The 25,951-nt window shown below is 68.0% G+C and carries 22 protein-coding genes; 18 read left to right on the forward strand and 4 right to left on the reverse strand.

The genetic code is table 11. The annotated features are described in order from the left end of the window. Positions 1–5: 5 nt before the first annotated feature. The 8 genes from KZC51_RS06750 to KZC51_RS06785 all read left to right on the forward strand — a co-directional run bounded on the left by KZC51_RS06750 (position 6) and on the right by KZC51_RS06785 (position 7,570). The gene (locus KZC51_RS06750) at positions 6–1,160 is read left to right on the forward strand and encodes an AMP-binding protein (RefSeq protein WP_247629238.1); all 1,155 of its coding nucleotides are present in this window, start codon (positions 6–8) and stop codon (positions 1,158–1,160) included. A 36-nt stretch (positions 1,161–1,196) separates the two neighbouring features. Further along, on the forward strand, positions 1,197–1,988 hold the full coding sequence (locus tag KZC51_RS06755; RefSeq protein WP_247629239.1) for a class I SAM-dependent methyltransferase: 792 nt from the start codon (positions 1,197–1,199) through the stop codon (positions 1,986–1,988). A 74-nt stretch (positions 1,989–2,062) separates the two neighbouring features. Next, positions 2,063–3,256 (forward strand): sensor histidine kinase, encoded by a 1,194-nt coding sequence (locus tag KZC51_RS17825; protein ID WP_247629240.1) that lies wholly within the window; start codon positions 2,063–2,065, stop codon positions 3,254–3,256. Between the two features lie 28 nt (positions 3,257–3,284). Further along, positions 3,285–3,920: a response regulator gene (locus KZC51_RS06765; RefSeq protein WP_247629241.1), complete on the forward strand. Its 636-nt coding sequence runs from the start codon at positions 3,285–3,287 to the stop codon at positions 3,918–3,920. Positions 3,921–4,009: 89 nt separating this feature from the next. Further along, positions 4,010–4,771, forward strand: a complete 762-nt coding sequence (locus tag KZC51_RS06770) for an ABC transporter ATP-binding protein (RefSeq protein ID WP_247629242.1) — start codon at positions 4,010–4,012, stop codon at positions 4,769–4,771. Continuing rightward, positions 4,768–6,225 carry an ABC transporter permease gene (locus tag KZC51_RS06775; RefSeq protein ID WP_247629243.1) on the forward strand — a complete coding sequence of 486 codons (1,458 nt, stop codon included), beginning with the start codon at positions 4,768–4,770 and terminating at the stop codon, positions 6,223–6,225. Before KZC51_RS06770 ends, KZC51_RS06775 begins: the two co-directional genes overlap by 4 nt. A 95-nt stretch (positions 6,226–6,320) precedes the next feature. Beyond that, positions 6,321–6,944: a 2-phosphosulfolactate phosphatase gene (locus KZC51_RS06780; RefSeq protein ID WP_247629244.1), complete on the forward strand. Its 624-nt coding sequence runs from the start codon at positions 6,321–6,323 to the stop codon at positions 6,942–6,944. A gap of 110 nt (positions 6,945–7,054) precedes the next feature. Further along, positions 7,055–7,570, forward strand: a complete 516-nt coding sequence (locus tag KZC51_RS06785; protein ID WP_247629245.1) for a DUF3054 domain-containing protein — start codon at positions 7,055–7,057, stop codon at positions 7,568–7,570. A gap of 15 nt (positions 7,571–7,585) precedes the next feature. On the opposite strand, the gene KZC51_RS06790 is transcribed toward KZC51_RS06785, so the two are convergent. The 4 genes from KZC51_RS06790 to KZC51_RS06805 form a co-directional block, all read right to left on the reverse strand. Continuing rightward, positions 7,586–8,074, reverse strand: a complete 489-nt coding sequence (locus tag KZC51_RS06790) for a SprT-like domain-containing protein (RefSeq protein WP_247629246.1) — start codon at positions 8,072–8,074, stop codon at positions 7,586–7,588. Positions 8,075–8,129: 55 nt separating this feature from the next. Further along, a complete protein-coding gene (locus tag KZC51_RS06795; RefSeq protein WP_247629247.1) occupies positions 8,130–8,657 on the reverse strand; it encodes a hypothetical protein in 528 nt (175 codons plus the stop codon). Between the two features lie 97 nt (positions 8,658–8,754). Next, complete coding sequence (locus KZC51_RS06800; protein ID WP_247629248.1) at positions 8,755–9,621, reverse strand: spermidine synthase; 867 nt, start codon at positions 9,619–9,621, stop codon at positions 8,755–8,757. A gap of 38 nt (positions 9,622–9,659) precedes the next feature. Continuing rightward, the gene (locus tag KZC51_RS06805) at positions 9,660–10,916 is read right to left on the reverse strand and encodes an LCP family protein (protein ID WP_247629249.1); all 1,257 of its coding nucleotides are present in this window, start codon (positions 10,914–10,916) and stop codon (positions 9,660–9,662) included. A 145-nt stretch (positions 10,917–11,061) separates the two neighbouring features. Between KZC51_RS06805 and KZC51_RS06810 the strand changes: the two genes are divergently transcribed. The 10 genes from KZC51_RS06810 (at position 11,062) to rpoB (ending at position 25,945) form a co-directional block, all read left to right on the forward strand. Beyond that, entirely contained in the window at positions 11,062–12,348 is a 1,287-nt protein-coding gene (locus KZC51_RS06810; protein ID WP_247629250.1) for a sugar ABC transporter substrate-binding protein, read from the forward strand. A 14-nt stretch (positions 12,349–12,362) separates the two neighbouring features. Beyond that, positions 12,363–13,337, forward strand: a complete 975-nt coding sequence (locus KZC51_RS06815; protein ID WP_247629251.1) for a carbohydrate ABC transporter permease — start codon at positions 12,363–12,365, stop codon at positions 13,335–13,337. Then, entirely contained in the window at positions 13,334–14,167 is an 834-nt protein-coding gene (locus KZC51_RS06820) for a carbohydrate ABC transporter permease (RefSeq protein ID WP_247629252.1), read from the forward strand. Before KZC51_RS06815 ends, KZC51_RS06820 begins: the two co-directional genes overlap by 4 nt. Further along, positions 14,164–15,648 (forward strand): glycoside hydrolase family 3 protein, encoded by a 1,485-nt coding sequence (locus KZC51_RS06825; RefSeq protein ID WP_247629253.1) that lies wholly within the window; start codon positions 14,164–14,166, stop codon positions 15,646–15,648. Before KZC51_RS06820 ends, KZC51_RS06825 begins: the two co-directional genes overlap by 4 nt. A 14-nt stretch (positions 15,649–15,662) precedes the next feature. After that, on the forward strand, positions 15,663–16,547 hold the full coding sequence (locus tag KZC51_RS06830) for a MurR/RpiR family transcriptional regulator (RefSeq protein ID WP_247629254.1): 885 nt from the start codon (positions 15,663–15,665) through the stop codon (positions 16,545–16,547). A gap of 174 nt (positions 16,548–16,721) precedes the next feature. Further along, positions 16,722–18,395 carry an ABC transporter substrate-binding protein gene (locus KZC51_RS06835; protein WP_247629255.1) on the forward strand — a complete coding sequence of 558 codons (1,674 nt, stop codon included), beginning with the start codon at positions 16,722–16,724 and terminating at the stop codon, positions 18,393–18,395. An 83-nt stretch (positions 18,396–18,478) separates the two neighbouring features. After that, complete coding sequence (locus KZC51_RS06840; protein ID WP_247629256.1) at positions 18,479–19,483, forward strand: ABC transporter permease; 1,005 nt, start codon at positions 18,479–18,481, stop codon at positions 19,481–19,483. 34 nt (positions 19,484–19,517) lie between these two features. Further along, positions 19,518–20,468, forward strand: a complete 951-nt coding sequence (locus KZC51_RS06845) for an ABC transporter permease (protein WP_141873037.1) — start codon at positions 19,518–19,520, stop codon at positions 20,466–20,468. Then, positions 20,465–22,144: an ABC transporter ATP-binding protein gene (locus KZC51_RS06850; protein WP_247629257.1), complete on the forward strand. Its 1,680-nt coding sequence runs from the start codon at positions 20,465–20,467 to the stop codon at positions 22,142–22,144. The genes KZC51_RS06845 and KZC51_RS06850 overlap by 4 nt, the downstream gene beginning before the upstream one ends. A 297-nt stretch (positions 22,145–22,441) precedes the next feature. Then, positions 22,442–25,945 (forward strand): DNA-directed RNA polymerase subunit beta, encoded by a 3,504-nt coding sequence (rpoB, locus tag KZC51_RS06855; protein ID WP_247629258.1) that lies wholly within the window; start codon positions 22,442–22,444, stop codon positions 25,943–25,945. Positions 25,946–25,951: the final 6 nt, after the last annotated feature.

Consider the following 25,951-nt stretch of genomic DNA (forward strand, 5'->3'; position numbering starts at 1 on the left):
GCATCATGATCCCCCTGATCCCCACGGATGCCGAGAACCCGGCGCAGTTGCGGGATGACCTGCGGCGTGCGCTCGACGGCGGACCCGCCCTGGGGTTCGGGATGGTCGCCGGCAGCCCCGACGAGGTCGAGGAGGGGACCGCGGCCGTCATCGCGACCTCCGGATCGAGCGGGATCCCGAAGCGGGTGGTGCTCAGCGGCGAGGCCCTGCGCGCCAGCGCCGAGGCCACGGCCGAGCGCATCGGGAGCGGTCGCTGGCTGCTCGCACTTCCTGCGGGCTACGTGGCGGGACTCCAGGTGTTGGTGCGCTCGGTGCTCGCTGGTACGCAGCCGGTGGCGTTGGAGGGCCGGTTCTCGCCGCTCGCCTTCGCGGAGGCGTCGCTGTCGATGCTGCGCCCGGCGCCCGGCGTCGGAGTGCCCGCCCTGTACACATCCCTCGTACCCGCGCAGGTGGCGACGCTGCTCGACGCTGCGGATGACACGGCGGTGCGAGCCGCGCTGCAGGCCTATCAGGCGATCCTCGTGGGCGGTCAGGCGCTGCCGCAGCCCGTGCGCGAGCGGGCGGAGGAACTCGGGGTACGACTCGTGCGCACCTACGGATCGACCGAGACCAGCGGCGGGTGCGTGTACGACGGGGTAGCGCTCGACACCGTGGCGGTGCGGGTCGTGGAGGGCGAGATACGCCTCGCCGGGCCCATGCTCGCAGACGGCTACCTCGATGACCCTGCACTGACCGCGCGGACATTCGTGCGCGATGAGCACGGCATCCGCTGGTACCGCACGGGCGACCTCGGCATGGTCGAGGACGGCGTCGTGCGGGTGCAGGGCCGCGCCGACAATGTGATCGTGTCGGGCGGCATCAACATCTCGCTCGACCGTGTCGAACGCGTGGTACGACAGGTGCCGGGGCTCCACCAGGCGGTCGTGGTGGGAGTCGACGACGAGCGCTGGGGCGAGGCCTCCGTCATCGTCGCCGCCCGAGGTGAGGTACTGCGGCGCAGCGAATCGGAGCAGCTCGTGCAGGCGCGTGACGCCGTGGCGGAGGAGCTGGGAAAGCACGCCAGGCCCGCACGGCTGATCCTGGTCGACGAACTCGCGGTGCTGGCATCGGGCAAGCCCGACCGCGAGGCGATCCGCCGCGCGGTCGCCGAGTTGCGCTGAGGATCTGCGGACGGCGTCGACCTGCCAGGATGAATCATGGCCTCGTACACGCACGGACATCATGAGTCCGTCCTCCGCTCGCACAGCATCCGCACCATCGCGAACTCGGCGGAGTACCTGCGCCCGTACCTCCAGCCCGCCACTCGGCTGCTCGACGTCGGCGCGGGCCCCGGATCGATCACGATGGACTTCGCGGGCATCGTCTCCCACGTCACCGCGACCGAGATCGATGATGCCGCCCTGTCGCTGTCTCGCGGCCTGGCCGAGAGCAGGGGAGTCGAGAACATCGCCTTCTCGATCGAGGACGTGCACGCGCTGAGCTTCGCGGATGACAGCTTCGACGTCGTGCACGCTCACCAGGTGCTGCAGCACGTCGGCGACCCGGTGCAGGCGCTCCGCGAGATGCGCCGCGTGACGGTGCCCGGCGGCGTCGTGGCCGCCCGCGATGCGGACTACGCGGGCTTCCACTGGTTCCCGATCCTGCCGGAGCTCGACCGCTGGCTGGCGCTGTACCGCGAGGCCGCACGGGCGAACGGCGGAGAGCCGGACGCGGGGCGGCGGCTGCTGTCGTGGGCACGGGCCGCAGGCTTCGACGACATCACTGCGTCCGCCTCCACCTGGTGCTACGCGACTCCGGAGGACCGTGCGTGGTGGGGCGGGATGTGGGCCGACCGCATCCTCGAGTCCGCGCTGGCCCGACAGCTCGTCGACAGCGACATGGCGACCACGGCGGATCTGCACGAGATCAGTGACGCCTGGAAGCGCTGGGCGGATGACGGCGACGGCTGGTACCTGGTGCCGCACGGCGAGATCCTCTGCCGCGCCTGAGTCTGCCGCGCTTGAGCGGGCGGATACATCCGCAGACGGACGCGCCCCGCCCACCGCTCGCGTAGCGTGAGAGGGTGTTCCGCCCGATCTCCCGCACCTGGCTCATCGTCGACATCGTCGGCGCTGTACTCGGTTTCGCCGTCACCACGCCGCTGACCCTCTTCTTCTCGGCCACTCAGCTGAGCGCGTGGAGCGGCGCGTCGGCGTTGGCGGTGACCGCGTCGGTGGTGGCGAGCGCCGTCGTGTGGGGTGCTGCCGCGATCGCGCGGCTCTCGCCCGCGCTCGCGCTCGGGGTAGCGTGGTTCGGCGCTGTGATCCAGATGGGCATGGGGTTGGCGCCCGCAGTCTACGACCTGGGGATCATGGTCGTGCTCTTCGCGACGGCGGCCTGGGGCAGCAGGCGACTGCTCTGGATCGGCGGCATCTCCGCGCTCGGCGGCGGTGTGCTCGGCGGTCTGTATTTCGGCGTGGTCTGGTCGGGAGAGCTGCTGACGGATGCCGCGAGCGCCCTGAGAGCGGCGCTGATCGCGACGCTGCTGGCCTCGGTGTTCGTGCTCGCGATGGTCATGTCGTGGGGTGCGGGTCTGCTGTGGCGGGTGATCCTGAGGGGGCGCGAGACCCAGGTCGCCAGGGCGCAGGCCGAGATGCTCGCTGCGGAGGAACAGGAGCGGGTGCGGATCGCCCGCGACATGCACGACGTCGTCGCCCACTCGCTCGCGGTCGTGATCGCACAGGCGGACGGCGCGCGCTATGCCGCCGCCGCACAACCGGAGATCGCGTCGGAAGCCCTCGGAACCATCGCCCAGACGGCGCGGGGTGCGCTCTCCGACGTGCGGCTGCTGCTCACACAGCTGCGTCATCGGCAGGGGGACGGACCGCAGCCGACGCTCGCCGACCTCGAGACGCTGTTCGCCCAGGTGCGCCAGGCGGGCGTCGAGCCGCGCATCACGGTCGATCCGATGCCGCCGGGGGAGCCGCCGGGAGCCATTCAGCTCGCGGTCTACCGCATCCTCCAGGAGGCGCTCACGAATGCCATCCGACACGGCGACGGCGCTGTCGAGGTGCACCTGGCCTGGCTGCCTGATCGCGTCGATGTCCAGGTGCGCAACATGATCGGGGGTGATGCCGTGCCTACCGTGGGCGGTCACGGTGTGATCGGCATGCGCGAGCGGGCGCAGCTCGTGGGCGGTAGCCTGCAGGCGGAGCGTCACGGGGACCAGTTCGTCGTGGCAGCCTCCCTTCCGATCGGCGGGCCCGTCGCCGGATGACGTCTTCACCCGCAGGAGGCTGTGCCGCATGATCCGTGTCGTCCTCGTCGATGACCAGTCCCTCTTCCGCGCCGGCATCCGTATGCTCGTCGCCTCTCAACCCGACCTCGAAGTGGTCGGCGAGGCCGGCGACGGACGTGAGGCCCTCGACGTCGTGCGCACGACCAGGCCCGACGTCGTGCTGATGGACATCCGGATGCCGGTGATGGACGGGCTGACCGCCACGGCCGAGATCCTCACGCAGCCGGATGCCCCGCGCATCGTGATGCTCACCACCTTCGACCTGGACGAAGCAGCAGCCAGGGCCATCCGGCAGGGAGCGAGCGGGTTCCTGCTCAAGGACGCCGACCCGGAGTTCCTGCTGGCGGCGATCCGCACCGTGCATGCCGGCTCGAGCGTGATCGCCGCCTCCGCGACTCGCGACCTGTTCGCCCACTTCGCCGAGGCGCCGAAGCCGGTTCCGGAGCAGTACACCACGCTCACCGACCGGGAGCGCGAGATCTTCGCCCTCGCCGCACGCGGACTGTCGAACGCCGAGATCGCCGCCCGCGAGTTCCTCAGCGAGGCGACCGTCAAGACGCACATCAGCCGCATCCTGACAAAGCTCGGGCTGCGCGACCGCGTGCAGCTCGTGGTGTTCGCGTTCGAGCACGGTCTGGCCTGACCCGACCTCGCCGAATCATCCTTGCGATGTAGCGGGATGCGTCGGGCGGGCGACGCGCACCGGTACGGTCGCTCCGTAGCGTCGAAGGTATGGAGATCACGACCACCGACCTCGGGCTCGCCGCCCGCGTCCAGCACCTCAAGAAGAACTACGGCAGCGGCGAGGGCACCGTGCGTGCGCTCGACGATGTGAGCGTCGGCATCCGCCGCGGACAGTTCACCGCCATCATGGGGCCGTCCGGCTCCGGCAAGTCCACGCTCATGCACATCATGGCCGGGCTCGACACCCCGACCGAGGGGCGCGCTTGGATCGGGGACACCGAGATCACCGGCCTCGCTGACCTCGACCTCACGATCCTGCGCCGACGCCGCGTCGGCTTCATCTTCCAGGCGTTCAACCTGGTCCCCACGCTCGATGCACTCGGGAACATCCTGCTGCCGTTCGAGCTCGATGGTCGTCGTCCGAGTGCGATCGAACGTGCGCGCATCGACGGGCTCATCGACACCCTCGGCCTCGGCGCGCGACTGAGCCACCGCCCGCACCAGCTCTCCGGTGGCCAGCAGCAGCGCGTCGCGATCGCCAGGGCGCTCGCCACCGCACCCGACCTCGTCTTCGCCGACGAGCCCACCGGCAACCTCGACTCGCAGACGGGCCGCGAGGTGCTGCAGCTGCTCGCTCGTGCGAGCCGCGAGCACGGGCAGTCCATCGCGATGGTCACGCACGACGCGATCGCCGCGAGCCACGCGGATCGGGTGCTGTACCTCGGCGATGGCCGCATCGTGGCCGACCACCCGCGTCAGACCGCCGAAGAGATCTCGGCCTACATGCTCGCCGCCGAGGTGGCGGCATGACCGCCGTCGCCACGGTCGTCCCCGAGACGCGGGCGACCGCGCCGCGACTGGCCTGGTTGCGCGACCGCGGCATGGGCGCGAGCATCCTTGTCGCCGCCCTCTCGGCTGCGTTCGGGGTGCTGCTGGTGGAGGTCACGGCCTACATCGGCGCCGTGCTGCAGGCCGATCCCTTCATCGGCGACAGTGAGACGCTCGCCTTCGTCGTGGCACTGCTGTCGGTGCTGCTCACCGCGGTGGCGATGTACGTGGCCGCGATCGTCACCGCCAACACCTTCTCGACGATCATCGCCGGCCGCACTCGCCAGATCGCGCTCATGCGACTGATCGGCGCCACCGCGCGGTCGCAGCGCGCCGAGGTCGGGCGTCAGGGGCTCATCGTCGGCATCATCGGTGCCGGCCTCGGTCTGCTGGCCGGACTCCTGGTCACCGTGGCCGGCGTGCAGATCGGGGCGATGCTGCTCGACAACGACCCCTCGGGCTTCTCGCTCGCGCAGCCGTTCATCGCTCTTCCCGTGATCGGTGTCGCCCTCACCACCTGGGCGGCCGCCTGGGCCGGATCTCGGCGGGTGCTCACCGTGACTCCGCTGCAGGCCCTCGGTGGATCCGTCGAGCGCGCCCACGATGAGGTGTCCGGACGTCAGGGGCGTCACATCGGCGCGTGGGTGCTGTTGATCGCCGGGGCGGCGCTTCTCGCCGCCGGTGTGGTGATCGGCCTGATCACTCCGCTCGGAGTCGTCGTCGCCTTCCTGGGCGGACTGCTGTCGTTCACCGGGCTGGCTCTGGGGTCGGTGCTGTTCATGCCGCCGGTGCTGCGGCTCGTGGGCAAGATGTTCGGGTCGAGCGCGACCGCACGTCTGGCCGCTGAGAACGCGCTGCGCTACCCGGAGCGTTCCTCGCGCATGGCGATCGGTGTCGTGATGGGCGTGACACTGGTGACGATGTTCGCCGTCGCGCTGGAGTCGGCGAAGCGGCTGATGATGAACCAGTCCGGTGACGTGCCAGACGAGTTCTTCGCTCCGTTCGACGCGTTCGCCGCGATCATGATGGTGCTCGTCGCGGTCTCGGCCGTGATCGCCGCGGTCGGACTCGTGAACCTCCTCACGATCGGTGTGGTGCAGCGTCGCCGGGAGCTCGGTCTGCTCCGCTCGATCGGTCTGTCGAACCGCCAGGTGCGACGGATGGTGCTGCTCGAGGCGACGCACATCACGGTGGCCGCGACACTCACCGGGCTTGTCCTCGGCGTCGCCTACGGCTGGATCGCGGCGCAGTCGCTGCTGGGCTCGGTGCCCACGCTGCCCGACTTCACACCCGCAGGTCTGGTCGCCCCGCAGATCCCGTGGCTGCCGGTGGCGATCATCGTGGCGGCCACGGCCGTGCTCACCCTGGTGGCTGCGGCCACGCCCACCCGGCTCGCGACCCGCGTGGCCCCTGTCGAGGCGCTCGCCGCCGACTGACCCGGTTGCCGCCTGCGTGAGGGGTCACGACACGCCGCGAGCGCGACCCCGCTCGCGGCGTGTCATGACCCCTCGGACGCGCATAGGCTGGACGGATGCCGCCGTTCGATCAGTCCACGTATCAGGTCCGCCTCGACTGGGGCCTCGCGGGGCTCGAGCGCCTCGCGGATGCGGATGTCGTCGTGATCGTCGACGTGCTGCACTTCTCCTCACGACTGGCGGATGCCGTGCTCGGCGGCGCCGAGGTCGATCTCGCGGATGCGGCGAACTGGTCGGTCGACGCCGTCGCCCCTGCTCTCGCGGTGACGGCTGCCGCGGGCGGAGCGACGGTGCTGGTCGGTGGCCTCCGCAACGCCTCGGCCGTCGCGCGCAGCGTGCAGGCCCTGCAGGAGCAGCGGCAGGCACGCACCTCGGTCGCGGTGATCGCGGCGGGGGAGCGCGACGGCTCCAACGACCTGCGCTTCGCGGTCGAGGATCACCTCGGCGCCGGGGCGATCATCGCCGCGCTGACCGATCTCGGCATCGACCACACGGCCCCGGACGCCGCCGTCGCAGCCGAAGGCTTCCGCGCACTGCGTCGCGCTCTCGGGCACCTCGTCTCGGCGAGCGGTTCGGCGCGTGACGGTGCGGATGCCGAGACGGTCGCCGCGGCATCCCGCCTGGACGCCGTCTCGACGGTCCCCGTACTCCGGGACCGCGTCTTCGTCTGCTTCGCCTGACTTCGCTCCGAGACTCCCCTCATGATGCAGTCGTGGCGATCGGACGGAGGCTCGGACGCCACGCCCACGTATAACGCCCGGGGTGCGAGGGGCACGCGTAGGGTCGTGGCATGAGGTACCTTCCCGCCGTCATCGTCGATGCCCTGCTGGTGCTCGTCTTCGCGGCGATCGGCCGTGCATCGCACGACGAGAGCCCTGCCGGCTTCCTGCTCACCGCGTGGCCGTTCCTGGTCGCACTGCTGCTCGGACATCTGCTGGCCGCGCTGCTGCCCGCACGGCCACGTCGCCCGTGGACGCTCCTGTGGGGGGCCGTCGTCTGGGGCGTGACCGTCGTCGGCGGGATGCTGCTGCGGGTGCTCAGCGGTGACACGGCTCAGGTGCCGTTCATCATCGTCGCCACGCTGACGCTCGGGGTCTTCCTGGTGGGGTGGCGCGCCATCGCCGCCTTCGTGCGGAGGAATCGCTCACGCGCGGCGACCGCGGGTCACACGTCGACGGCCGATCCCGAAGACGCCGATCCCGAAGACGTCCACCCTGAAGACGTCCACCCTGTAGACGTCGACAACGAAGATGTCGACGCCGAAGAATCCGCGCCCACCCGGAGAGACGACGACCCTGTCGCCTGACGCCGGCCGCCTGGTTCAGCGCGGCAGCTGTGCGGCGAGGCGTGCATCCGACGTGATCTCGCGACGGGTCCAATCGAAGAGGTGACGCGCATCGTACGTGCGTGAGCACCGCGCACACGACGTGGGCCTGGTCGGCCGGCGGTGCCGATAGGTCACGTGCCCGGCAGGGCACCGACCGACCCAGGGAGCGAGCTCGACCGCGGTCTCGCCGCGGTGTGTCGTGCCCCCGACATAGCCGAGGTCGCGCGCGACGTGCTTCCAGGTGGAGCCGTGTGCGGCGGCATGCCCGGCGAGGGCGTGCGCGACCTCATGGAGCAGCACTTGATGGATCTCGTCATCGTCGAATCGAGCGGCGAGGTACCGCGACACCGTGATGCGCTTCTTGGTGTAGTCGCATTGCCCGGCACGCCGCTTGGCGTTGTCGAAGCCGAAGGACCAGGTGTCATCGAGATGCATCCGGATGAGCGCCTCGCCCCAGATGCGCACACGGTCAAGATCCGCCATGCGCCCAGGCTAAGCCATACCACCGACAGTGGGCGGCAGCAGTCGGGGAGGAGTGTCAGCTGACGACGAGCTGTGATGTGCGGCGGCGTTCGGTCGCGTCGATCGCGAGCAGCACGGTCTCGAGGTCGCGATCGGCCGCGCCGGCCTCTCGCCGCAGGAAAAGCGAGCGCTTGAAGCTCTCGCGCGCCGTGTCGTAGTCCTCGGCATCGAAGGCGTTCTTGCCGCGGTGCTGATGAGCGAAGGCGGCGATGGAGATCCATCCCTGGCCCTCCGCCTCTTCTGCGCACATCGCCAGCTCCTGATCCGCGGCGGCATGCTGTCCGCGGTACTGCTGGATCGTCGCGTGCAGCACGCGCGCCCGCAGAACGTCCTTGCGCGTGCCGGCCATGCGTGCCTGCCGCACCGCTTCGTCGGCGAGAGTCAGAGCCTCATCGAGCCGGTCGAGCACTTTGAGCAGCCACACGCGCTCCAGCAGCGCAGGAAGACTGCGCTGCCCGTCGATCTCCTCGAGACGCACCGCGCATTCGCTGAGGTCGACCAGCTCACGGAGGTTCTCCTGGTCGTATCCCCGGATGAAACTCATTGCTCTCCTTCCGCAGCGTCCTTGTTCCAGTCTGCCTGGCTCGTTCGCGCTCGCCGACTCGGCGCGCCCGTGACCGGGCATCCCGACCCGGGAATGGTCAGCGCAGGAAGAGCGAGGCGTCGGGTCGGGGTGACGCCACGGCGTCCGCGTCGGTCACGATCCGGGCCCCCTGCACGAAGGTCGTGAGCTCTGGGCCCTGGGCGATCTTGGCAGGATGGGGGCCTGCGGCGAGCAGCCGGGGGAGCCATTCCGTCGGCAGTGGCGAGGCCGAGGCAGCGATCACCAGGTTGCCGAATCGGCGCCCCTTGAGCACCTGGGTGTCGGCGAGTACGCCGATCTCCGGCAGCACTTCTGCGATCGTCGCGACCTGTCGGCGGGCGAAGGCGAGACCAGGGCCGTCAGCGACGTTCACCAGCAGCACCCCGCGCGGGCCGAGCAGCTGAGACAGCTCGCGGTAGAACTCGACGCTGGTCAGATGCGCGGGGGTCTGCGCGCCCGAGTACACGTCGGAGACGACCAGGTCGCACTGTCCGACGAGAGCCGGAGGCAGCCGCTTGACCCCCTCGCGTGCATCGCCGATGCGGATGCGGATCGCCGCGCCCTTCGGCAGCGGCAGGTGTTCGCGCACGAGCTGTGCCAGTGGGGCCTCGAGCTCGATCACCTGCTGGCGCGAGCCGGGTCGCGTGGCGTCGACGTAGCGGGGGAGGGTCAGTGCTCCGGCGCCGAGGTGCACCGCCGTGAGCGCCTCTCCCGGCGAGGTCAGCTGGTCGATCACGGCACCCATGCGCACGATGTACTCGAAGTGCAGGTGGGTGGGGTCGTCGAGGTCGACATGCGACTGCGGCGTGTCGTCGACGACGAGCTCGAAGCCGCCGGCGAACTCCGACGGCACGATCCGGGCCATACCTCCATGATCGAGGCGGGCTTCGGGGTGGTCGGTGTCTCGTGATCGCGTCCGGCCCATGGCACGAGCCTACGCCGTGGGCATCCGGCCGGAATCGCCTACCGCTGGTTGCCGACGGCGCAGGTCTCCTGCTCGAGGGTCTGGCCGGAGATGTCGGGAGGCAACGTGGTCCTGACCTCGGGTGTCTCGGTGGAGGTCGGATCGGGGGTCTCCGTCGTCTGCTCGGGAGCCGGCGTCGTGAGCGTGACGCCGCCGTGCGTCGCGACGTCACCGGTGAGTTCCAGTGGCTGCCCTGACTTGACCGCGGACCACAGGGCCTCGGCCGCATCCCAGTTCGGCACGACCTTGTTCTTGTCATCCGGGTCGGTGAGGTTCGGGTACTGGACGAACACGAAGTCGCTGAAGCGCACGTCTTTGAGGGTCAGCGCGATCTGCGCGAGGCGCAGCGGGTCCTTCAGCTCCTCGCTCGGCACGATGTTGTCGGCGACGGCACCGGCCAGACGCAGCACCGTGGGGATGTCGGTCAGCGTCTCGGAGCTGAGCACCTTCTTCGCGAGCCGCGACATGTACTGCTGCTGGTTCGAGATGCGGGCCAGGTCGCTTTCATCGCCAACGCCGTGGCGGGTGCGGATGAACTGCAGGGCTTCGTATCCCGAGATGGTCTTCAGCCCGGCGGGCCAGTCGATGTTCGTGTACGGATCGCGGATGCCGTCGCCGGCGATGCAGACCTCCACGCCGCCGATCGCATCGGTGATGGCCATCACGCCATCGAAGCTCATCTTCGCGGCGAACTCGATGGGGATGTCGGCGAGGGTGCTCACGGTCTTGACCACGCACGAGAGGCCGGCGTGCTGGAAGAGGGAGTTGATCGACTGCTTCTGCATCGGCGAGGCGACAGAGCCGTCTGCGCGGGTGCACTCCGGCACGGGGATCATCAGGTCGCGGGGAAGCGAGACGACCGTGACGTTGCGCGGCTCAGCGGAGACGTGCACGAGCAGGTTCACGTCGTTGAGGATGCCGCCCTCGGCCTCGGTGCAGCGCTCCTTGAGGAGCGCGGTCGTCTGTTCGCTGCACTCGTCTGTTCCGATGACGAGGATGCTGAACGCCTTGTCCCCCGGGTAGGCGCCGATGGTCGGCGGATCGACTTCGGGAGCCACTTCGAGTGTGACCGCGTCCTGCCCTGCGCGGTTGAGCAGGTCCGCCACGATGAACGCCCCGACCGCGATCGCGGAGACCAGCACGACACCGAGTCCGATGCCGAGGAAGCGCAGAAGAGACGAGAGAGCGCTGCGGGTGGGGAGTGGTGCGTGGCGGGCGACCGGAGTGCGATCACCGCGCGCGTTACTGCGAGCCATGACGCGAGCCTACCTTTGGAAGAAATTGTTACGGCGGGATGACAATCTCGGAAACAACTTGCAGATAATTAGTTAGTCGTAAATACTTTTCCTACGGGCGCGCACTCGATTGCCGCCGAGTCATTTCAACGAGGAGATCTTTCTGATGCACAAGCGCATTCTTCCGGTCGTGGCGCTGGGCGCCGCGGCCACGCTCGGTCTCGCGGCCTGCGCAGGCGGCAGCACGGGTGGCAGTACCGACGGAGAGGGCCAGGAGCTCACCGTCTGGATCATGAAGGGCACCAACCCCGACTCGTCGGCGTTCTACGATGCCGTCTCGACCGCCTTCGAGGAGAAGACCGGTGCCACGGTCAACATCGAAGAGGTGCAGTGGGCCGACGCGCACGACCGCTTCGTCACCTCTATCGCCGGGGGCACGACCCCCGACATCGCCGAGACCGGCACCACCTGGACCGCCGAGTTCGCCGACGCGGGCGCACTGCTGGACCTCGACGAGTACGTCGACGCCGAGAAGGGTCTCCGTGACGATCTCGTCGAGGGTCTTGCCGTCGCCGGCACCTACGACGAGAAGCTCTACGGCATGCCCTGGTACGCCGGCGTGCGTTCGCTGGTCTACCGTGCCGACGTGTTCGAAGAGCTGGGGCTCGAGGCCCCCAAGACCTGGGATGACATCGTCACTGCGGGCGAGGCCATCAAGGCAGCGCACCCCGACATGCTCCCCTTCCCGGTCCCCGGTGACGCCGAGTTCCAGGTCTACCCCTGGGTGTGGGGTGCGGGCGGAGAGATCGCCACGAAGGACGGCGACACCTGGACGAGCGAGCTGGACAGCGCCGAGTCGCAGGCGGGCATCGAGTTCTACACCGGCCTCGCCACGGAGCACGGCTTCTCCTCGGCCGGCGCGACCACGTGGAAGGAGACCGATCTGCGTGACGCGTTCACGCAGGGCAACGTCGCGATGATGCTGTCCGGCTCCTGGACGCCGAAGGCGCTCATCGAGGCGAACCCCGAGCTCGAGGGCAAGATCGGCGCGGCCGTGATCCCCGGTCAGGACGGCGGTATCGCCCCGTCCGTGCTCGGCGGATCGCACCTCTCGGTCTTCAACACCACCAAGAACGCCGACCTCGCGTGGGAGTTCGTCAAGCTGATGACCACCGGCGAGTTCGCCGAGCAGTGGGCTGATGAGACCGGCTACTTCCCGGGCGTCCAGTCCGCGATGGAGGAGGCCCTGGCCTCGACCGACCCGCTCGTCGCACCGTTCGCGGACCAGATGGTCAACGGCGGCGCATCCGTGCCGGTCACCCCGAACTTCGGCGCCGTGCAGGCCAAGAAGACGACCAACTCCATGATCCAGGCCATCCTCGGTGGTCAGAAGGACGTCAAGACCGCGACGAAGGATGCCGCGGCTGAGATGACCGACCTCCTCAACAAGTAAGGCACATTCCCTTCATGTCGATGGTGCACGCGCCACTGCCGGCCACGGAGGCGGGGAACACCCCCGCCTCCGTGGCCGGCGGCCGACCGCGGCGAGGCTTCTCCCTCATCACGGCCCGCCCCTGGCTCCTCCTCGCCCCCGGGCTGATCATCCTCGCGGTGCTCATGCTCTGGCCCCTCGTCCAGGTGTTCATCTTCTCGCTGCAGGACTACGGTCTGCGCGAGATCAACACCGGCGAGAACAACTGGATCGGTCTCCAGAACTACGCCGAGGCGCTCACCAACCCGACGCTGTGGACCGTGGTCCTGCCGAACACGGTCGGCTTCGCGGTCGTCGCCGTGTTCGCGACCGTGGCCGTCGGCACGCTCGTCGCCCTGCTGCTCGCCCGTCTGGGGAGCGTCTGGCGGGTCATCGTGTCGAGCTGCATCATGGTCGCCTGGGCGATGCCCGCGGTGACCGGCACCTACGTCTGGACCTTCATCTTCGATGCCGACCGCGGCATCTTCAACGCGGTGCTCAAGGACATCGGGCTCCTGGACGCATCGGTCAACTGGTTCACGAACCAGTGGTCGTTCTACGCCATCGTGCTGCTGAACGTCGTGCACCACGGCTTCCCGTTCGTCGCCATCACGGTGCTCGCCGGCCTGCTCGGCGTCTCGAAGGAGATGCTCGAGGCGGCGGCGCTCGACGGCGCCGGTGCGTGGACCCGCTTCTGGAAGATCATCTTCCCGACACTCAAGCCCGTCTTCTCGGTGGTGATCATCCTGTCGACGATCTGGGACTTCAAGGTCTTCGCCCAGGTGTATCTGATGCCCGGCGGCAACGGCGGCAACCGCTCGGTGCTCAACCTCGGTGTCTGGTCGTACGTCGAGTCGTTCGGCCAGAACCGCTACGGCTTCGGTGCCGCGCTCGCCGTGCTCCTGACGCTCGTGCTGATCGGCATCACGATCGTGTACATCCGATCGCTCATGAAGGAGGACGAGCTGTGAACCCGCGCCCGTCGCTCGCCTCACGGATCGGTGTCGGCATCGCCGTCGCCGCCGTCCTGATCTTCACCCTGTTCCCGGTGTACTGGATGATCTCCAGTGCGTTCGACGCGAAGGCCTCCAGCGGTGGGCAGTCTCTGCTGCCGCAGGAGTTCACGCTCGACAACTTCACGTTCGTGCTGACCGATGGCGGATTCGGCACCTACCTGCGCAACTCGGCGATCGTGGCGCTGGTCACGGTGCTCGTCAGCGCGGTGGTGTGTCTGCTCGCCGCGGTCGCGGTGGCCCGCTTCCGGTTCAAGTTCCGCACCACGGTGCTCATGATGATCCTCGTGGTGCAGATGGTGCCGCTCGAGGCGCTTGTGATCCCGCTGTTCCTGCAGGTCAAGACCCTCGGGCTGCTCAACAGCATCATCGGTCTGATGGTCGTCTATGTCGCCCTGTCCCTCGCGTTCGGGATCTGGATGCTGCGCGGCTTCGTCGCGGCCGTGCCGGTCGAGCTGGAGGAGGCCGCGTACATCGACGGCGCCAGCTGGTGGCGCATGTTCCGCTCCATCCTGCTGCCGCTGGTCATGCCCGGCCTGGTCGCGACCAGCATCTTCAGCTTCATCACGGCGTGGAACGAGTTCATCTTCGCCATGACGATCCTGGGTGCGCAGACCGATCAGTACACTGTCTCGATCGGCCTGAAGTCGTTCTTCGGTCTGCATTCGAACGACTGGGGAAGCATCATGGCGGCGTCGACCATCATCACGATCCCGGTGATGATCTTCTTCGTGATCGTGCAGCGGCGTCTGTCGGCCGGCATGGTGGCGGGGGCGGTCAAGGGATGAGCGAGGATCTCAGGCGGCTCGCGAACGGCGTGCTCTGGCCGGGCTTCTTCGGCACCGAGGCTCCGGCCTGGCTGCTCGACGAGCTACGCGGCGGTCTCGCCGGGGTCGTGTACTTCGGGCAGAACATCGGTGCGGGCCTCCCGGCGCTGAGCGCCTCGATCCTGGCGGCGAACCCGGATGCGCTGATCGGTGTCGACGAAGAGGGCGGCAGCGTCACCCGCCTCGAATCGGCCGAGGGATCCACGATCCCCGGTGCCGCTCAGCTCGGTCTGCTCGACGACCTGGTCGCCACCGAGCGCACAGGCGCCGAGCTCGCACGCCGCGTCGCAGCCGTGGGCGCGAACGTCGTGCTCGGCCCGGTCGCCGACGTGAACACCGACCCGCGCAACCCGGTGATCGGCGTGCGCTCGTTCGGCTCCGACGAACACCTGGTGGCACGCCACGCGGTCGCACAGATCGACGGCATCCAGGACGGCGGGGTCGCGGCGTGCGTCAAGCACTTCCCCGGTCATGGCGACACCCATCTCGACTCGCACCATGCGCTGCCGGAGATCTCGCTCGACATCGAGGAGTTCGAGCGGGTGCACCTCGAGCCGTTCCGCGCGGCCGTCGAGGCGGGCGTCGATTCGATCATGACCGCGCACATCGTGGTTCCTGCGTGGGGTGAGGCCCCGGCGACGCTGAACCCGCGCATCCTCGGCATCCTCCGCGGCTGGGGATTCGACGGCGTCATCATCACGGATGCGCTCGACATGGCCGCGATCCGCGAGACCGTCGGCATCGGCGGAGGCGCCGCGCTGGCTCTGGCGGCCGGAGCCGATCTGCTCTGCATCGGAAACCCCACCAACCCCGGACAAGCGGCGCTCCCGGATCAGGACCTGCGTGACTTCCTGGCCGCGCGCGACGGCATCGTCGCGGCATTGCAAGACGGTTCGCTCTCGCGAGAGCGGGTCGAGGAGGCGTCGCTTCGCGTCGCGGCTCTGGCGACCAAGCTCCGCGCCGCTGCCGCCACGTCGGTCGCACCCACCGACGATTTCGATGCGGCGGAGATCCTTCGTCGGGTGATCACGGTGACGGGGGAACGGCCGGCGTCGGCTACAGCCCTGGCCGTGGTCGATGCGCGTCGTCGGTCCACGCTCGCGGTCGACAGCGCGGCCGCGTACGTCGCCGGCTCCCTGGCCGGTGACGACCGACGCATCCGGCTGGACGTCGCGAGCACCGAGGTCGAGGAGCAGGACCGCGTGCTCGACGAGATGACGGCGCATGCCGGCACCACCGTGATCCTGATCGATCGACCGGATGCCGACACCGCGCAGCGTGCGCTCGTGGAGCGCGCCGCCGTCCGCGATCCGCACGCCGTGGTCGTGAATGTCGGTCTCCCCGCGCGCACGCCCCTGCCGTTGCCGACCGTGGAGGTTGCCGCGGCGAGCCGGGTCGGAGCGCAGATCGCCCGCGAGCGCCTGCTCGGCAGGGCCGGCTGAGTCGAGGACCTTCGGTGGACGCAGATGTTCTCGCGCTGGTGCGGCGCTCGGTCTCACGGCTGAGCGCCGCTGAAGCGCGCGTGGCCGAGACCATCCTGGCCGATCCGACCCTCGTGATCGATCTCGCGATCACGGATCTGGCCAAGCTCTGCCAGACATCGCTGTCCACCGTGGCCCGGTTCGCCCAGTCGCTGGGATTCAGCGGCTATCGAGAGCTGCGCGTCGCCGTCGCCCGCACCGTCACGCTCGAACAGGCGCAGCAGGCGCGCTTCAGCCTCGACACGACCGCGATCGACCCAGGCGATGAACCGGCAGCGATCGCGGCGAAGCTCGCCGCCCAGGAGATCGACGCGATCGAGAAGACCGCGCTCGGCATCGATGCCACAGCCCTCGATCGTGTCGCGCACGCGCTGGTCGACGCCCGGCACATCGACCTCTTCGGCCAGGCCGCCTCCTCTCTGACGGCGCAGGATCTGCAGCTCAAGCTCTCGCGCATCGGCTGTTCGGTCTCGCACTCCGCCGACCCTCATCTCGCCGTCACCACGGCATCGCTGCGCACCGCGGAAGACGTGGCCATCGCGTTCTCGCACGGCGGCGAGACACAGGAGACCGTGCGGGCGCTCGAGGTCGCGCGCGACGCCGGCGCGCTCGTGGTGGCTGTGACGAGTGCGGAGGAGTCCACGCTCGCGGGGGTCGCCGACGTGGTGCTGCTCACACACGCGCACGAATCGCCGTTCCGCATGGCAGCGATGTCGAGTCGCATCGCGCAGCTCGCCCTGGTCGATGTGCTGTTCGTGCGCGTCGTGCAGCTGCGAGGGGAACCCGTCGTGATCCCGCTGCAGCGTACGCACGACGCCGCCGTGTCCCGGCAGCGGCCTCGGCAGAACGCTCAGGACTGACGCGCCCGCAGCCGGACGGCTGCCTGAGGCGTCTGCCGCCGTCGATACCGGATTGCAACCTGGATGCGTTTGGCATCTGTGGATCCGCTGGGTAGCGTCGAGGCATCACCGTGTCCAGAGGCGACGACGCCTCGGGAACGCGCAACGAAGCGCCCGACAGGGAAGGTACACACAATGCACCAATCAGTCACGCGACGGCGAGGACTCATCGCCACAACCGGAGCCACGCTCGCGGCTCTCGTCCTGGCAGGATGCGTCGCCAGCGATCGAGGAGACGGGGGCTCCGAGGGATCAGGGGATGTCGACGGCACCTTCGTGTTCGCCGCATCATCCGACCCCGCCAGCCTCGACCCGGCCTTCGCTCAGGACGGCGAGAGCTTCCGCGTCTCGCGTCAGATCTTCGAAGGACTCGTCGGCACGAAGCCCGGAACCGCAGACCCCGCGCCGCTGCTCGCCGAGAGCTGGGAGTCGTCGGACGACGGCATGTCGCACACCTTCGCGCTGAAGGAAGGGGTGACGTTCCAGGACGGCACTCCGTTCAACGCCGAAGCGGTCTGCGTCAACTTCGACCGCTGGTACAACTGGACCGGCCTCGCGGCATCCGAGGCCTTCGGCTACTACTACAACAAGCTCTTCAAGGGGTACGCGTCCAACGCCGCCGACGCGGTGTACAAGTCCTGCACGCCCGACGGCGACTACTCGGTCACGATCGAGCTGAACAAGCCGTTCGCCGGCTTCGTGGCGTCGCTCTCTCTGCCGTCCTTCTCGATGCAGAGCCCGTCGGCGATGAAGGAGTTCGGCGCGGACGACGTGAGCGGCTCTGCCGAGGCTCCGGTGCTCTCCGAGTACGCGACAGCGCACCCGGTCGGCACCGGCCCCTACCAGTTCGACGAATGGGCGCCGGGCGAGCAGGTCACGCTCACGTCCTACCCCGACTACTGGGGCGACAAGGGTCAGGTCGACAAGATCATCTTCCGCACGATCGACGACCCGACCGCCCGCCGCCAGGCGCTCGAGTCGGGCTCGATCGACGGCTACGACCTGGTCGGTCCGGCCGACACCAAGGCGCTCGAGGACGACGGCTTCACCATGGTGTCGCGCCCGCCATTCACGATCCTTTACCTCGCCTTCAACCAGGCGGTGCCGGAGCTGCAGGACCCCAAGGTCCGTGAGGCGCTCTCGTACGCGGTCGACAAGGACGCGCTCATCAGCCAGGTGCTGCCGGAGGGCACGCAGAAGGCGATCGAGTTCGTGCCCGAGGTCGTCAACGGCTACAACCCTGACGTGACGACCTACGACTACGACCCGGAGAAGGCGAAGGAGCTGCTCGCCGAGGCCGGCTACGACGAGGCCAAACCGCTGAAGCTGACCTTCAACTATCCGGTCAACGTCTCGCGTCCGTACATGCCGGACCCCGAGCAGATCTTCACCGTGCTGTCGTCGCAGCTGTCCGAAGTCGGCGTCGAGACCACCCCGGTCTCGGAGGAGTGGGTCGAGTACCTCGACCGCACCACCGGCACGTCCGACCACGGCATCCACCTGCTGGGTTGGACCGGCGACTACAACGACACCGACAACTTCGTCGGCGTCTTCTTCGGACAGAAGAGCTCCGAGTGGGGCTTCGACAACCCGGAGCTGTTCCAGAAGCTGGCCGAGGCGCGCGGCGTCTCGAACCTCGAGGAGCAGACCGCGCTGTACGAGGACATCAACGAGATGGTCGCCCAGTTCATCCCCGGAATCCCGCTCGCACACCCGGCACCGACGCTGGCGTTCGATCCGCGTGTCAAGAGCTACCCCGCCAGCCCGGTGAACGACGAGGTCTTCACGGACATCGTCCTCACCAAGTAGGTCTGACCGATTGACATGTCGGCCCCGGTCCCGCGCACGGCGGGACCGGGGCACGGCGTACCTTCTGATCAACGGAGATCTTCTTGCTGCGCACCATCGGCAGGCGACTGCTATTCCTCATCCCCACCCTGTTCGGGCTCAGCATCCTGCTGTTCGCCTGGGTCAGGGCCCTCCCCGGTGGCCCCGCGGTCGCCCTTCTCGGTGAGAAGGCGACTCCCGAGGCCGTCGCGAGAGTCAACGAGCTCTATGGCTTCAACAAGCCGCTCATCGAGCAGTACTTCATCTGGGTCGGACGTCTCCTGCAGGGGGACTTCGGCACCTCGATCCAGACCAACCGACCTGTCGTGGACGAGTTCCTGCGACGGTTCCCCGCGACTCTCGAGCTGAGCGTGATGGCGCTGATCTTCGCGATCGGCGTCGGCATCCCGCTCGGCTACTGGGCCGCACGCCGTCACGGCAAGTTCAGCGACCACGCCTCGGTCGTGCTGAGCCTGGTCGGCATCACCATCCCGGTGTTCTTCCTGGCGTTCATCCTCAAGTACATCTTCGCGGTGCAACTGGGATGGCTGCCGTCGGACGGACGACAGAATCCGCGGATAGACGCCACGCATCCCACCGGGTTCTACGTGTGGGACGGCATCATCACCGGGGAGTTCGACGCGGCGTGGGACGCGATCCTGCATCTCGTGCTGCCGGCACTGGCGCTCGGCACCATCCCGCTCGCCATCATCGTCCGTATCACCAGGGCCAGCGTGCTCGAGGTGCAGAATGCGGACTATGTGCGCACGGGCCGTGCCAAGGGCGTCGGATCCTCGACGCTGCGCAACCGCTTCATCCTGCGCAACGCCATGCTCCCGGTGATCACCACCATCGGGCTGCAGACCGGGCTCCTCATCTCGGGGGCGGTGCTCACCGAGACGGTGTTCGCGTTCCCGGGGATCGGCTCGTTCCTCGCACGGGCGATCTTCACCCGCGACTTCCCGGTGCTGCAGGGCTTCATCATCTTCATCGCGATCGCCTACGCCCTGATCAACCTCGCCGTCGACGTGTCGTACAGCTTCATCGATCCGAGAGTGAGGGTCCAATGATGACTCGCACCATTGCTCCACAGGAGGTCGCGTCATGAGCGTCGCCCTTCCTCCCGCCCAGGGCGGCGGTCTCATCGACACCGTCGCCATCGCCCAAGCCGATCTGAAGGACGGCCCCGGCGGCTTCTGGCGCGACGTGTTCCGCAGACTGCGTCGCAACCCGACCGCCTGGATCGGCGCCGGCATCGTGCTGCTGTTCGTGCTGGTCGCGGCGCTCGCACCCCTGATCGCGCCCTATCCGGAGACCGCGCTCCCCGGGGCGAAGTTCATCACCCCGACGCACATCCCCGGACCGGGTGAGCTGCCGGAGTTCCCGCTCGGACTCGACCGCTTCGGCGGCGATGTGCTGTCGAAGCTCATCTGGGGCGCGCAGGCATCGCTGCTCATCGGCGTGATCTCGACCGCCATGGGTCTGGTGGGCGGCATGATCCTCGGCCTCCTCGCCGGAACCTTCGGGGGATGGGTCGACACGCTCATCATGCGCATCGTCGACATCATCCTGTCGGTGCCGAACCTGCTGCTCGCGGTGTCGATCGCCGCGATCCTCGGGCAGACCCCGTACGCCGTCATGATCGCGATCGGGGCCTCCCAGGTGCCGATCTTCGCCCGCCTGCTGCGGGCATCGATGCTGCAGCAGCGCTCCAGCGACTACGTGCTGTCGGCTCAGACCCTCGGTCTCGGTCGCGGGTCGATCACCATGTCGCACGTGCTGCCGAACGCCATCGGTCCGGTGATCGTGCAGGGGACCCTGACGCTCGCGACCGCCGTGATCGATGCCGCCGCGCTGTCGTTCCTCGGTCTCGGTGGAGGACGGCCGGAGACGGCGGAGTGGGGGCGGATGCTCACTTACGCCCAGGCGGAACTGGCGATCGCGCCGTGGTTGGCGTTCCTCCCCGGTATCTGCATCGCGGTCACTGCGCTGGGCTTCACGCTGTTCGGTGAAGCGCTGCGCGAGGCCATGGACCCGAGAACGAGGGCACGATGAACGCCAAGAACGAGAATCACACATCCGGCGCACCGCTGCTGTCGGTGCAGGGACTGGCGGTCGACTTCGCCACCATGGACGGCGTCGTGCACGCAGTCGAGGGGGTGGACCTCGACATCACCGCGGGGGAGACCGTCGCGATCGTCGGCGAGTCCGGCTCGGGCAAGTCGACCACCGCGATGGCGATCATCGGGCTGCTGTCCGGCGGCGGTCGCATCGCCTCCGGCAGCATCCGGCTCGACGGACACGAGATCACGCACGCCTCGGAGCACGAGCTGCGGGCGATCCGCGGACGCGACATCGGGCTGGTGCCGCAGGATCCGATGTCGAACCTGAACCCGGTGGCCAAGATCGGCACCCAGGTCGCCGAGACCCTGCTCGCCCACGGTCTCGCGACCAGGCAGAACGTGCACGAGAAGGTCGTGCAGGCGCTCACCGCGGCAGGCCTGCCCGATCCGGAGAGGCGCGCGAAGCAGTACCCGCACGAGTTCTCCGGCGGCATGCGACAGCGGGCGCTGATCGCGATCGGCCTCGCCTGCAACCCGCGGCTGCTGATCGCGGATGAGCCGACCAGTGCGCTCGACGTCACGGTGCAGCAGACGATCCTCGACCAGATCGGGGCGATGACACGGGAGCTCGGCACCGCGGTGCTGCTCATCACGCACGACCTCGGTCTCGCGGCCGAGCGCGCGGAGCGGGTCATCGTGATGCATCGAGGGAAGGTGGTCGAGCAGGGGTCTGCGCGGCAGATCCTCGAGGCGCCACAGCATCCGTACACGCAGTCGCTCGTGAAGGCCGCGCCGTCGGTCGCCGCCGCGCGACTGCGACCGGAGGCCTTCCACGTCGAGGAGCGTGATGCCGAGTCGGAGCCGCAGGCAGCGGCCTCCGCCGACAACATCGTCGAGATCGAGAACCTGACCAAGGTGTACCCGGTGCGCGGTCGCGGCGAGGACTTCGTCGCCGTGAAGGACGTCTCGTTGGCGATCCCGCGCGGCGAGACGGTCGCGATCGTGGGCGAGTCCGGGTCAGGCAAGACCACCACCGCACGGATGCTGCTCAAGGTGGTCGAGCCGACCAGCGGTCTCATCCGCTTCGAGGGCAAGGACATCTCCTCGCTGAGCAAGGCAGAGACGCGAGATTTCCGCCAGCGCGTGCAGCCGATCTTCCAGGATCCGTACTCGAGCCTGAACCCGATGTTCACGATCGAGAGGCTGATCTCCGAACCGCTCGACTTCTACCGGCGGGGGAGCGGGGCCGAGCGACGTGCGCGGGTACGGCAGCTGCTCGACGACGTGGCACTGCCCTCGTCGATGCTGCGGCGCTATCCGTCTGAGCTCTCCGGCGGGCAGCGTCAGCGCGTCGCGATCGCCAGGGCGCTCGCGCTGTCGCCGGACCTCATCGTGTGCGACGAGCCCGTCTCGGCGCTCGACGTACTGGTGCAGGACCAGATCCTGACGCTGCTCGGCGACCTGCAGCGCGAGTACGGGCTGAGCTACCTGTTCATCTCGCACGACCTCGCGGTGGTGCGCCTGATCAGCGACTACGTGTGCGTCATGAAGGACGGTGAGCTGGTCGAAGCGGCCTCATCGGAGGAGATCTTCACCAATGCGCGCGACCCGTACACGCGCCGTCTGCTCGCCTCGATCCCCGGGAACGAGCTGAACATCGCGTCCTGAGGCCCGGTCGTCGAGCCCCATCGCGCCCGCCGAGACCCACCTATCCAGACGTCTGGACGGGTGGGTCTCGACGCGGACGGTGGGTGTCGAGGTATCCGGGCGGCGTCAATACCGCAGCATCCGAGATTGGTCAAGGACTGAGCTTGCCATGTCGCCGAATCGTGCGTATAGTTGGTAGTTGCGCTCGCTTCTCCCTGCCCTCATATGGTGGTCGGCATCTGTTGAGTCTTTGAGCGCACACTCCACCTGACGACAAAGGAATCGAGAAGCCCTGCGGGGCTCACGGAGGTTATTCCCTTGGCTGCTGCTCGCAACGCATCCACATCCACCACCACCAAGAACGGACGCGGAGCTTCCCGTCTTTCGTTCGCCAAGATCTCCGACACGCTGACGGTCCCTGACCTTCTCGCCCTGCAGACCGAATCCTTCGGTTGGCTCGTCGGTAACGACGACTGGAAGGCTCGCGTCGCCGAAGCCAAGAAGGCCGGGCGCACCGACGTCAACGAGATCAGCGGTCTCGGCGAGATCTTCGAGGAGATCTCTCCGATCGAGGACCTCGGCGAGACGATGCAGCTCTCGTTCACGAACCCCTACCTCGAGCCGGAGAAGTACTCGATCGAGGAGTGCAAGGAGCGTGGCAAGACCTACGCCGCTCCGCTGTACGTCGAGGCCGAGTTCATGAACCACCTCACGGGTGAGATCAAGACTCAGACGGTCTTCATGGGCGACTTCCCGCTCCAGACGGGCAAGGGCACGTTCATCATCAACGGCTCCGAGCGCGTCGTCGTCTCGCAGCTCGTGCGCTCGCCGGGTGTCTACTTCGACAAGACCCCCGACAAGACGTCCGACAAGGACATCGTGTCGGCACGTGTCATCCCGAGCCGCGGAGCCTGGCTCGAGTTCGAGATCGACAAGCGCGACCAGGTCGGCGTGCGCGTCGACCGCAAGCGCAAGCAGTCCGTCACGGTCTTCCTCAAGGCGCTGGGCATGACCAGCGAGGAGATCCTCGCGGAGTTCGCCGGCTACACCTCCATCGAGGAGACGCTCGCGAAGGACACCATCGTCACGAAGGAAGATGCGCTCCGCGACATCTACCGCAAGCTGCGTCCGGGCGAGCAGGTCGCCGCAGAAGCTGCCCGTGCGCTGCTGGACAACTTCTACTTCAACCCGAAGCGCTACGACCTGGCCAAGGTGGGTCGCTACAAGATCAACCAGAAGCTCGGTCTCGACCAGCCGCTGACCTCGTCGGTCCTGACCGTCGAGGACATCGTCGCGACGATCAAGTACCTCGTGCGTCTGCACGCCGGCACCGAGGAGACCTTCACGGGCATCCGCTCGGGCAAGAAGGCCGAGATCCGCCTCGCGACCGACGACATCGACAACTTCGGCAACCGTCGCATCCGCGCGGTGGGCGAGCTGATCCAGAACCAGGTCCGCACCGGTCTGTCCCGCATGGAGCGCGTCGTCCGCGAGCGCATGACCACGCAGGACATCGAGGCGATCACGCCGCAGACCCTGATCAACGTGCGCCCCGTCGTCGCCGCGATCAAGGAGTTCTTCGGGACGTCGCAGCTGTCGCAGTTCATGGACCAGAACAACCCGCTCGCCGGTCTGACGAACAAGCGTCGTCTGTCCGCGCTCGGCCCCGGCGGTCTCTCGCGTGACCGCGCCGGCGTCGAGGTCCGTGACGTGCACCCGTCGCACTACGGCCGCATGTGCCCGATCGAGACCCCTGAAGGCCCGAACATCGGTCTGATCGGTGCTCTCGCGACGTTCGCGCGCATCAACTCGTTCGGTTTCATCGAGACCCCGTACCGCAAGGTCGAGAACGGCGTCGTCACCGATCACATCGACTACCTCACGGCGTCGGAAGAGGTCGACTTCAACATCGCGCAGGCGAACGCCCCGCTCGATGCCAAGGGTCGCTTCATCGAGAGCCACGTCCTGGCCCGCCCCAAGGGCGGCAGCGGCGAGGTCGACATGTTCCTCCCCGAAGACATCGGCTACATCGATGTCTCCCCGCGCCAGATGGTGTCGGTCGCCACCTCGCTCGTGCCGTTCCTCGAGCACGACGATGCACAGCGCGCCCTCATGGGTGCCAACATGCAGCGTCAGGCTGTGCCGCTGCTGCGCAGCGACTCGCCGCTCGTGGGAACCGGTATGGAGGGCTACACGGCCATCGACGCCGGTGACGTGATCACCGCCGAGAAGGCCGGTGTCGTCTCCGAGGTCTCCGCGGACCGCGTCGTCGTCATGCTCGACGAGGGTGGCACGCAGGAATACCACCTCCGCAAGTTCGACCGCTCCAACCAGGGCACCTCCTACAACCAGAAGGTCGTCGTCAACGCCGGTGAGCGCGTCGAGGTCGGAGAGGTCATCGCCGATGGCCCCGCCACCGAGAACGGTGAGCTGGCACTCGGAAAGAACCTCCTCGTCGCATTCATGACGTGGGAGGGTTACAACTTCGAGGACGCGATCATCCTCAGCCAGGACCTGGTGAAGGACGACACCCTCTCCTCGATCCACATCGAGGAGTACGAGGTCGACGCCCGCGACACCAAGCTCGGCAAGGAGGAGATCACCCGTGACCTCCCCAACGTCAGCCCTGAGCTGCTGAAGGACCTCGACGAGCGCGGCATCATCCGCATCGGTGCCGAGGTCCGCCCCGGCGACATCCTCGTCGGCAAGGTCACGCCGAAGGGTGAGACCGAGCTGTCGGCCGAGGAGCGCCTGCTCCGCGCGATCTTCAACGAGAAGAGCCGCGAAGTCCGTGACACCTCGCTGAAGGTGCCCCACGGTGAGCAGGGCACGATCATCGCTGTCAAGGAGTTCAACGCCGAGGACGGCGACGACGAGCTCGGCTCCGGCGTCAACCGCCGCGTCGTGGTCTACATCGCCCAGAAGCGCAAGATCACCGAGGGTGACAAGCTCGCCGGCCGTCACGGCAACAAGGGTGTCATCGCGAAGATCCTCCCGATCGAGGACATGCCTTTCCTCGCGGACGGAACCCCGGTCGACATCGTGCTGAACCCGCTCGGCATCCCGGGTCGAATGAACTTCGGCCAGGTGCTGGAGACGCACCTCGGATGGATCGCCAAGCAGGGCTGGAAGGTCGAAGGCAAGCCCGAGTGGGCCGCCCGTCTGCCGGAAGAGGCGTTCGAAGCAGCTCCCAACACGAAGGTCGCCACCCCGGTGTTCGACGGTGCGAGCGAGGAGGAGATCGCCGGTCTCCTCAACGCGACCACCCCGACCCGCGACGGCGTGCGCCTGATCGACTCCACCGGAAAGACGCAGCTGTTCGACGGCCGCTCCGGTGAGCCGTTCCCGGCTCCGATCTCCGTGGGCTACATGTACATCCTGAAGCTGCACCACCTGGTCGACGACAAGATCCACGCACGTTCCACGGGTCCGTACTCGATGATCACCCAGCAGCCGCTCGGTGGTAAGGCGCAGTTCGGTGGACAGCGCTTCGGTGAGATGGAGGTGTGGGCTCTCGAGGCCTACGGCGCCGCCTACGCACTGCAGGAGCTCCTCACGATCAAGTCCGACGACATCCTCGGCCGCGTCAAGGTGTACGAGGCGATCGTCAAGGGCGAGAACATCCAGGAGCCCGGCATCCCCGAGTCCTTCAAGGTGCTCATGAAGGAGATGCAGTCGCTCTGCCTGAACGTCGAGGTGCTCTCGGCCGACGGCACGCTGGTCAACCTGCGTGACACCGACGACGAGGCCTTCCGTGCAGCGGAAGAGCTCGGAATCAACATCTCCAGCCGCTTCGAGGCCGCCTCGATCGACGAGATCTAACCCTTC

This window comes from Microbacterium croceum, assembly GCF_023091245.1.
In the GTDB taxonomy this organism is placed as follows: Bacteria; Actinomycetota; Actinomycetes; order Actinomycetales; family Microbacteriaceae; genus Microbacterium; species Microbacterium croceum.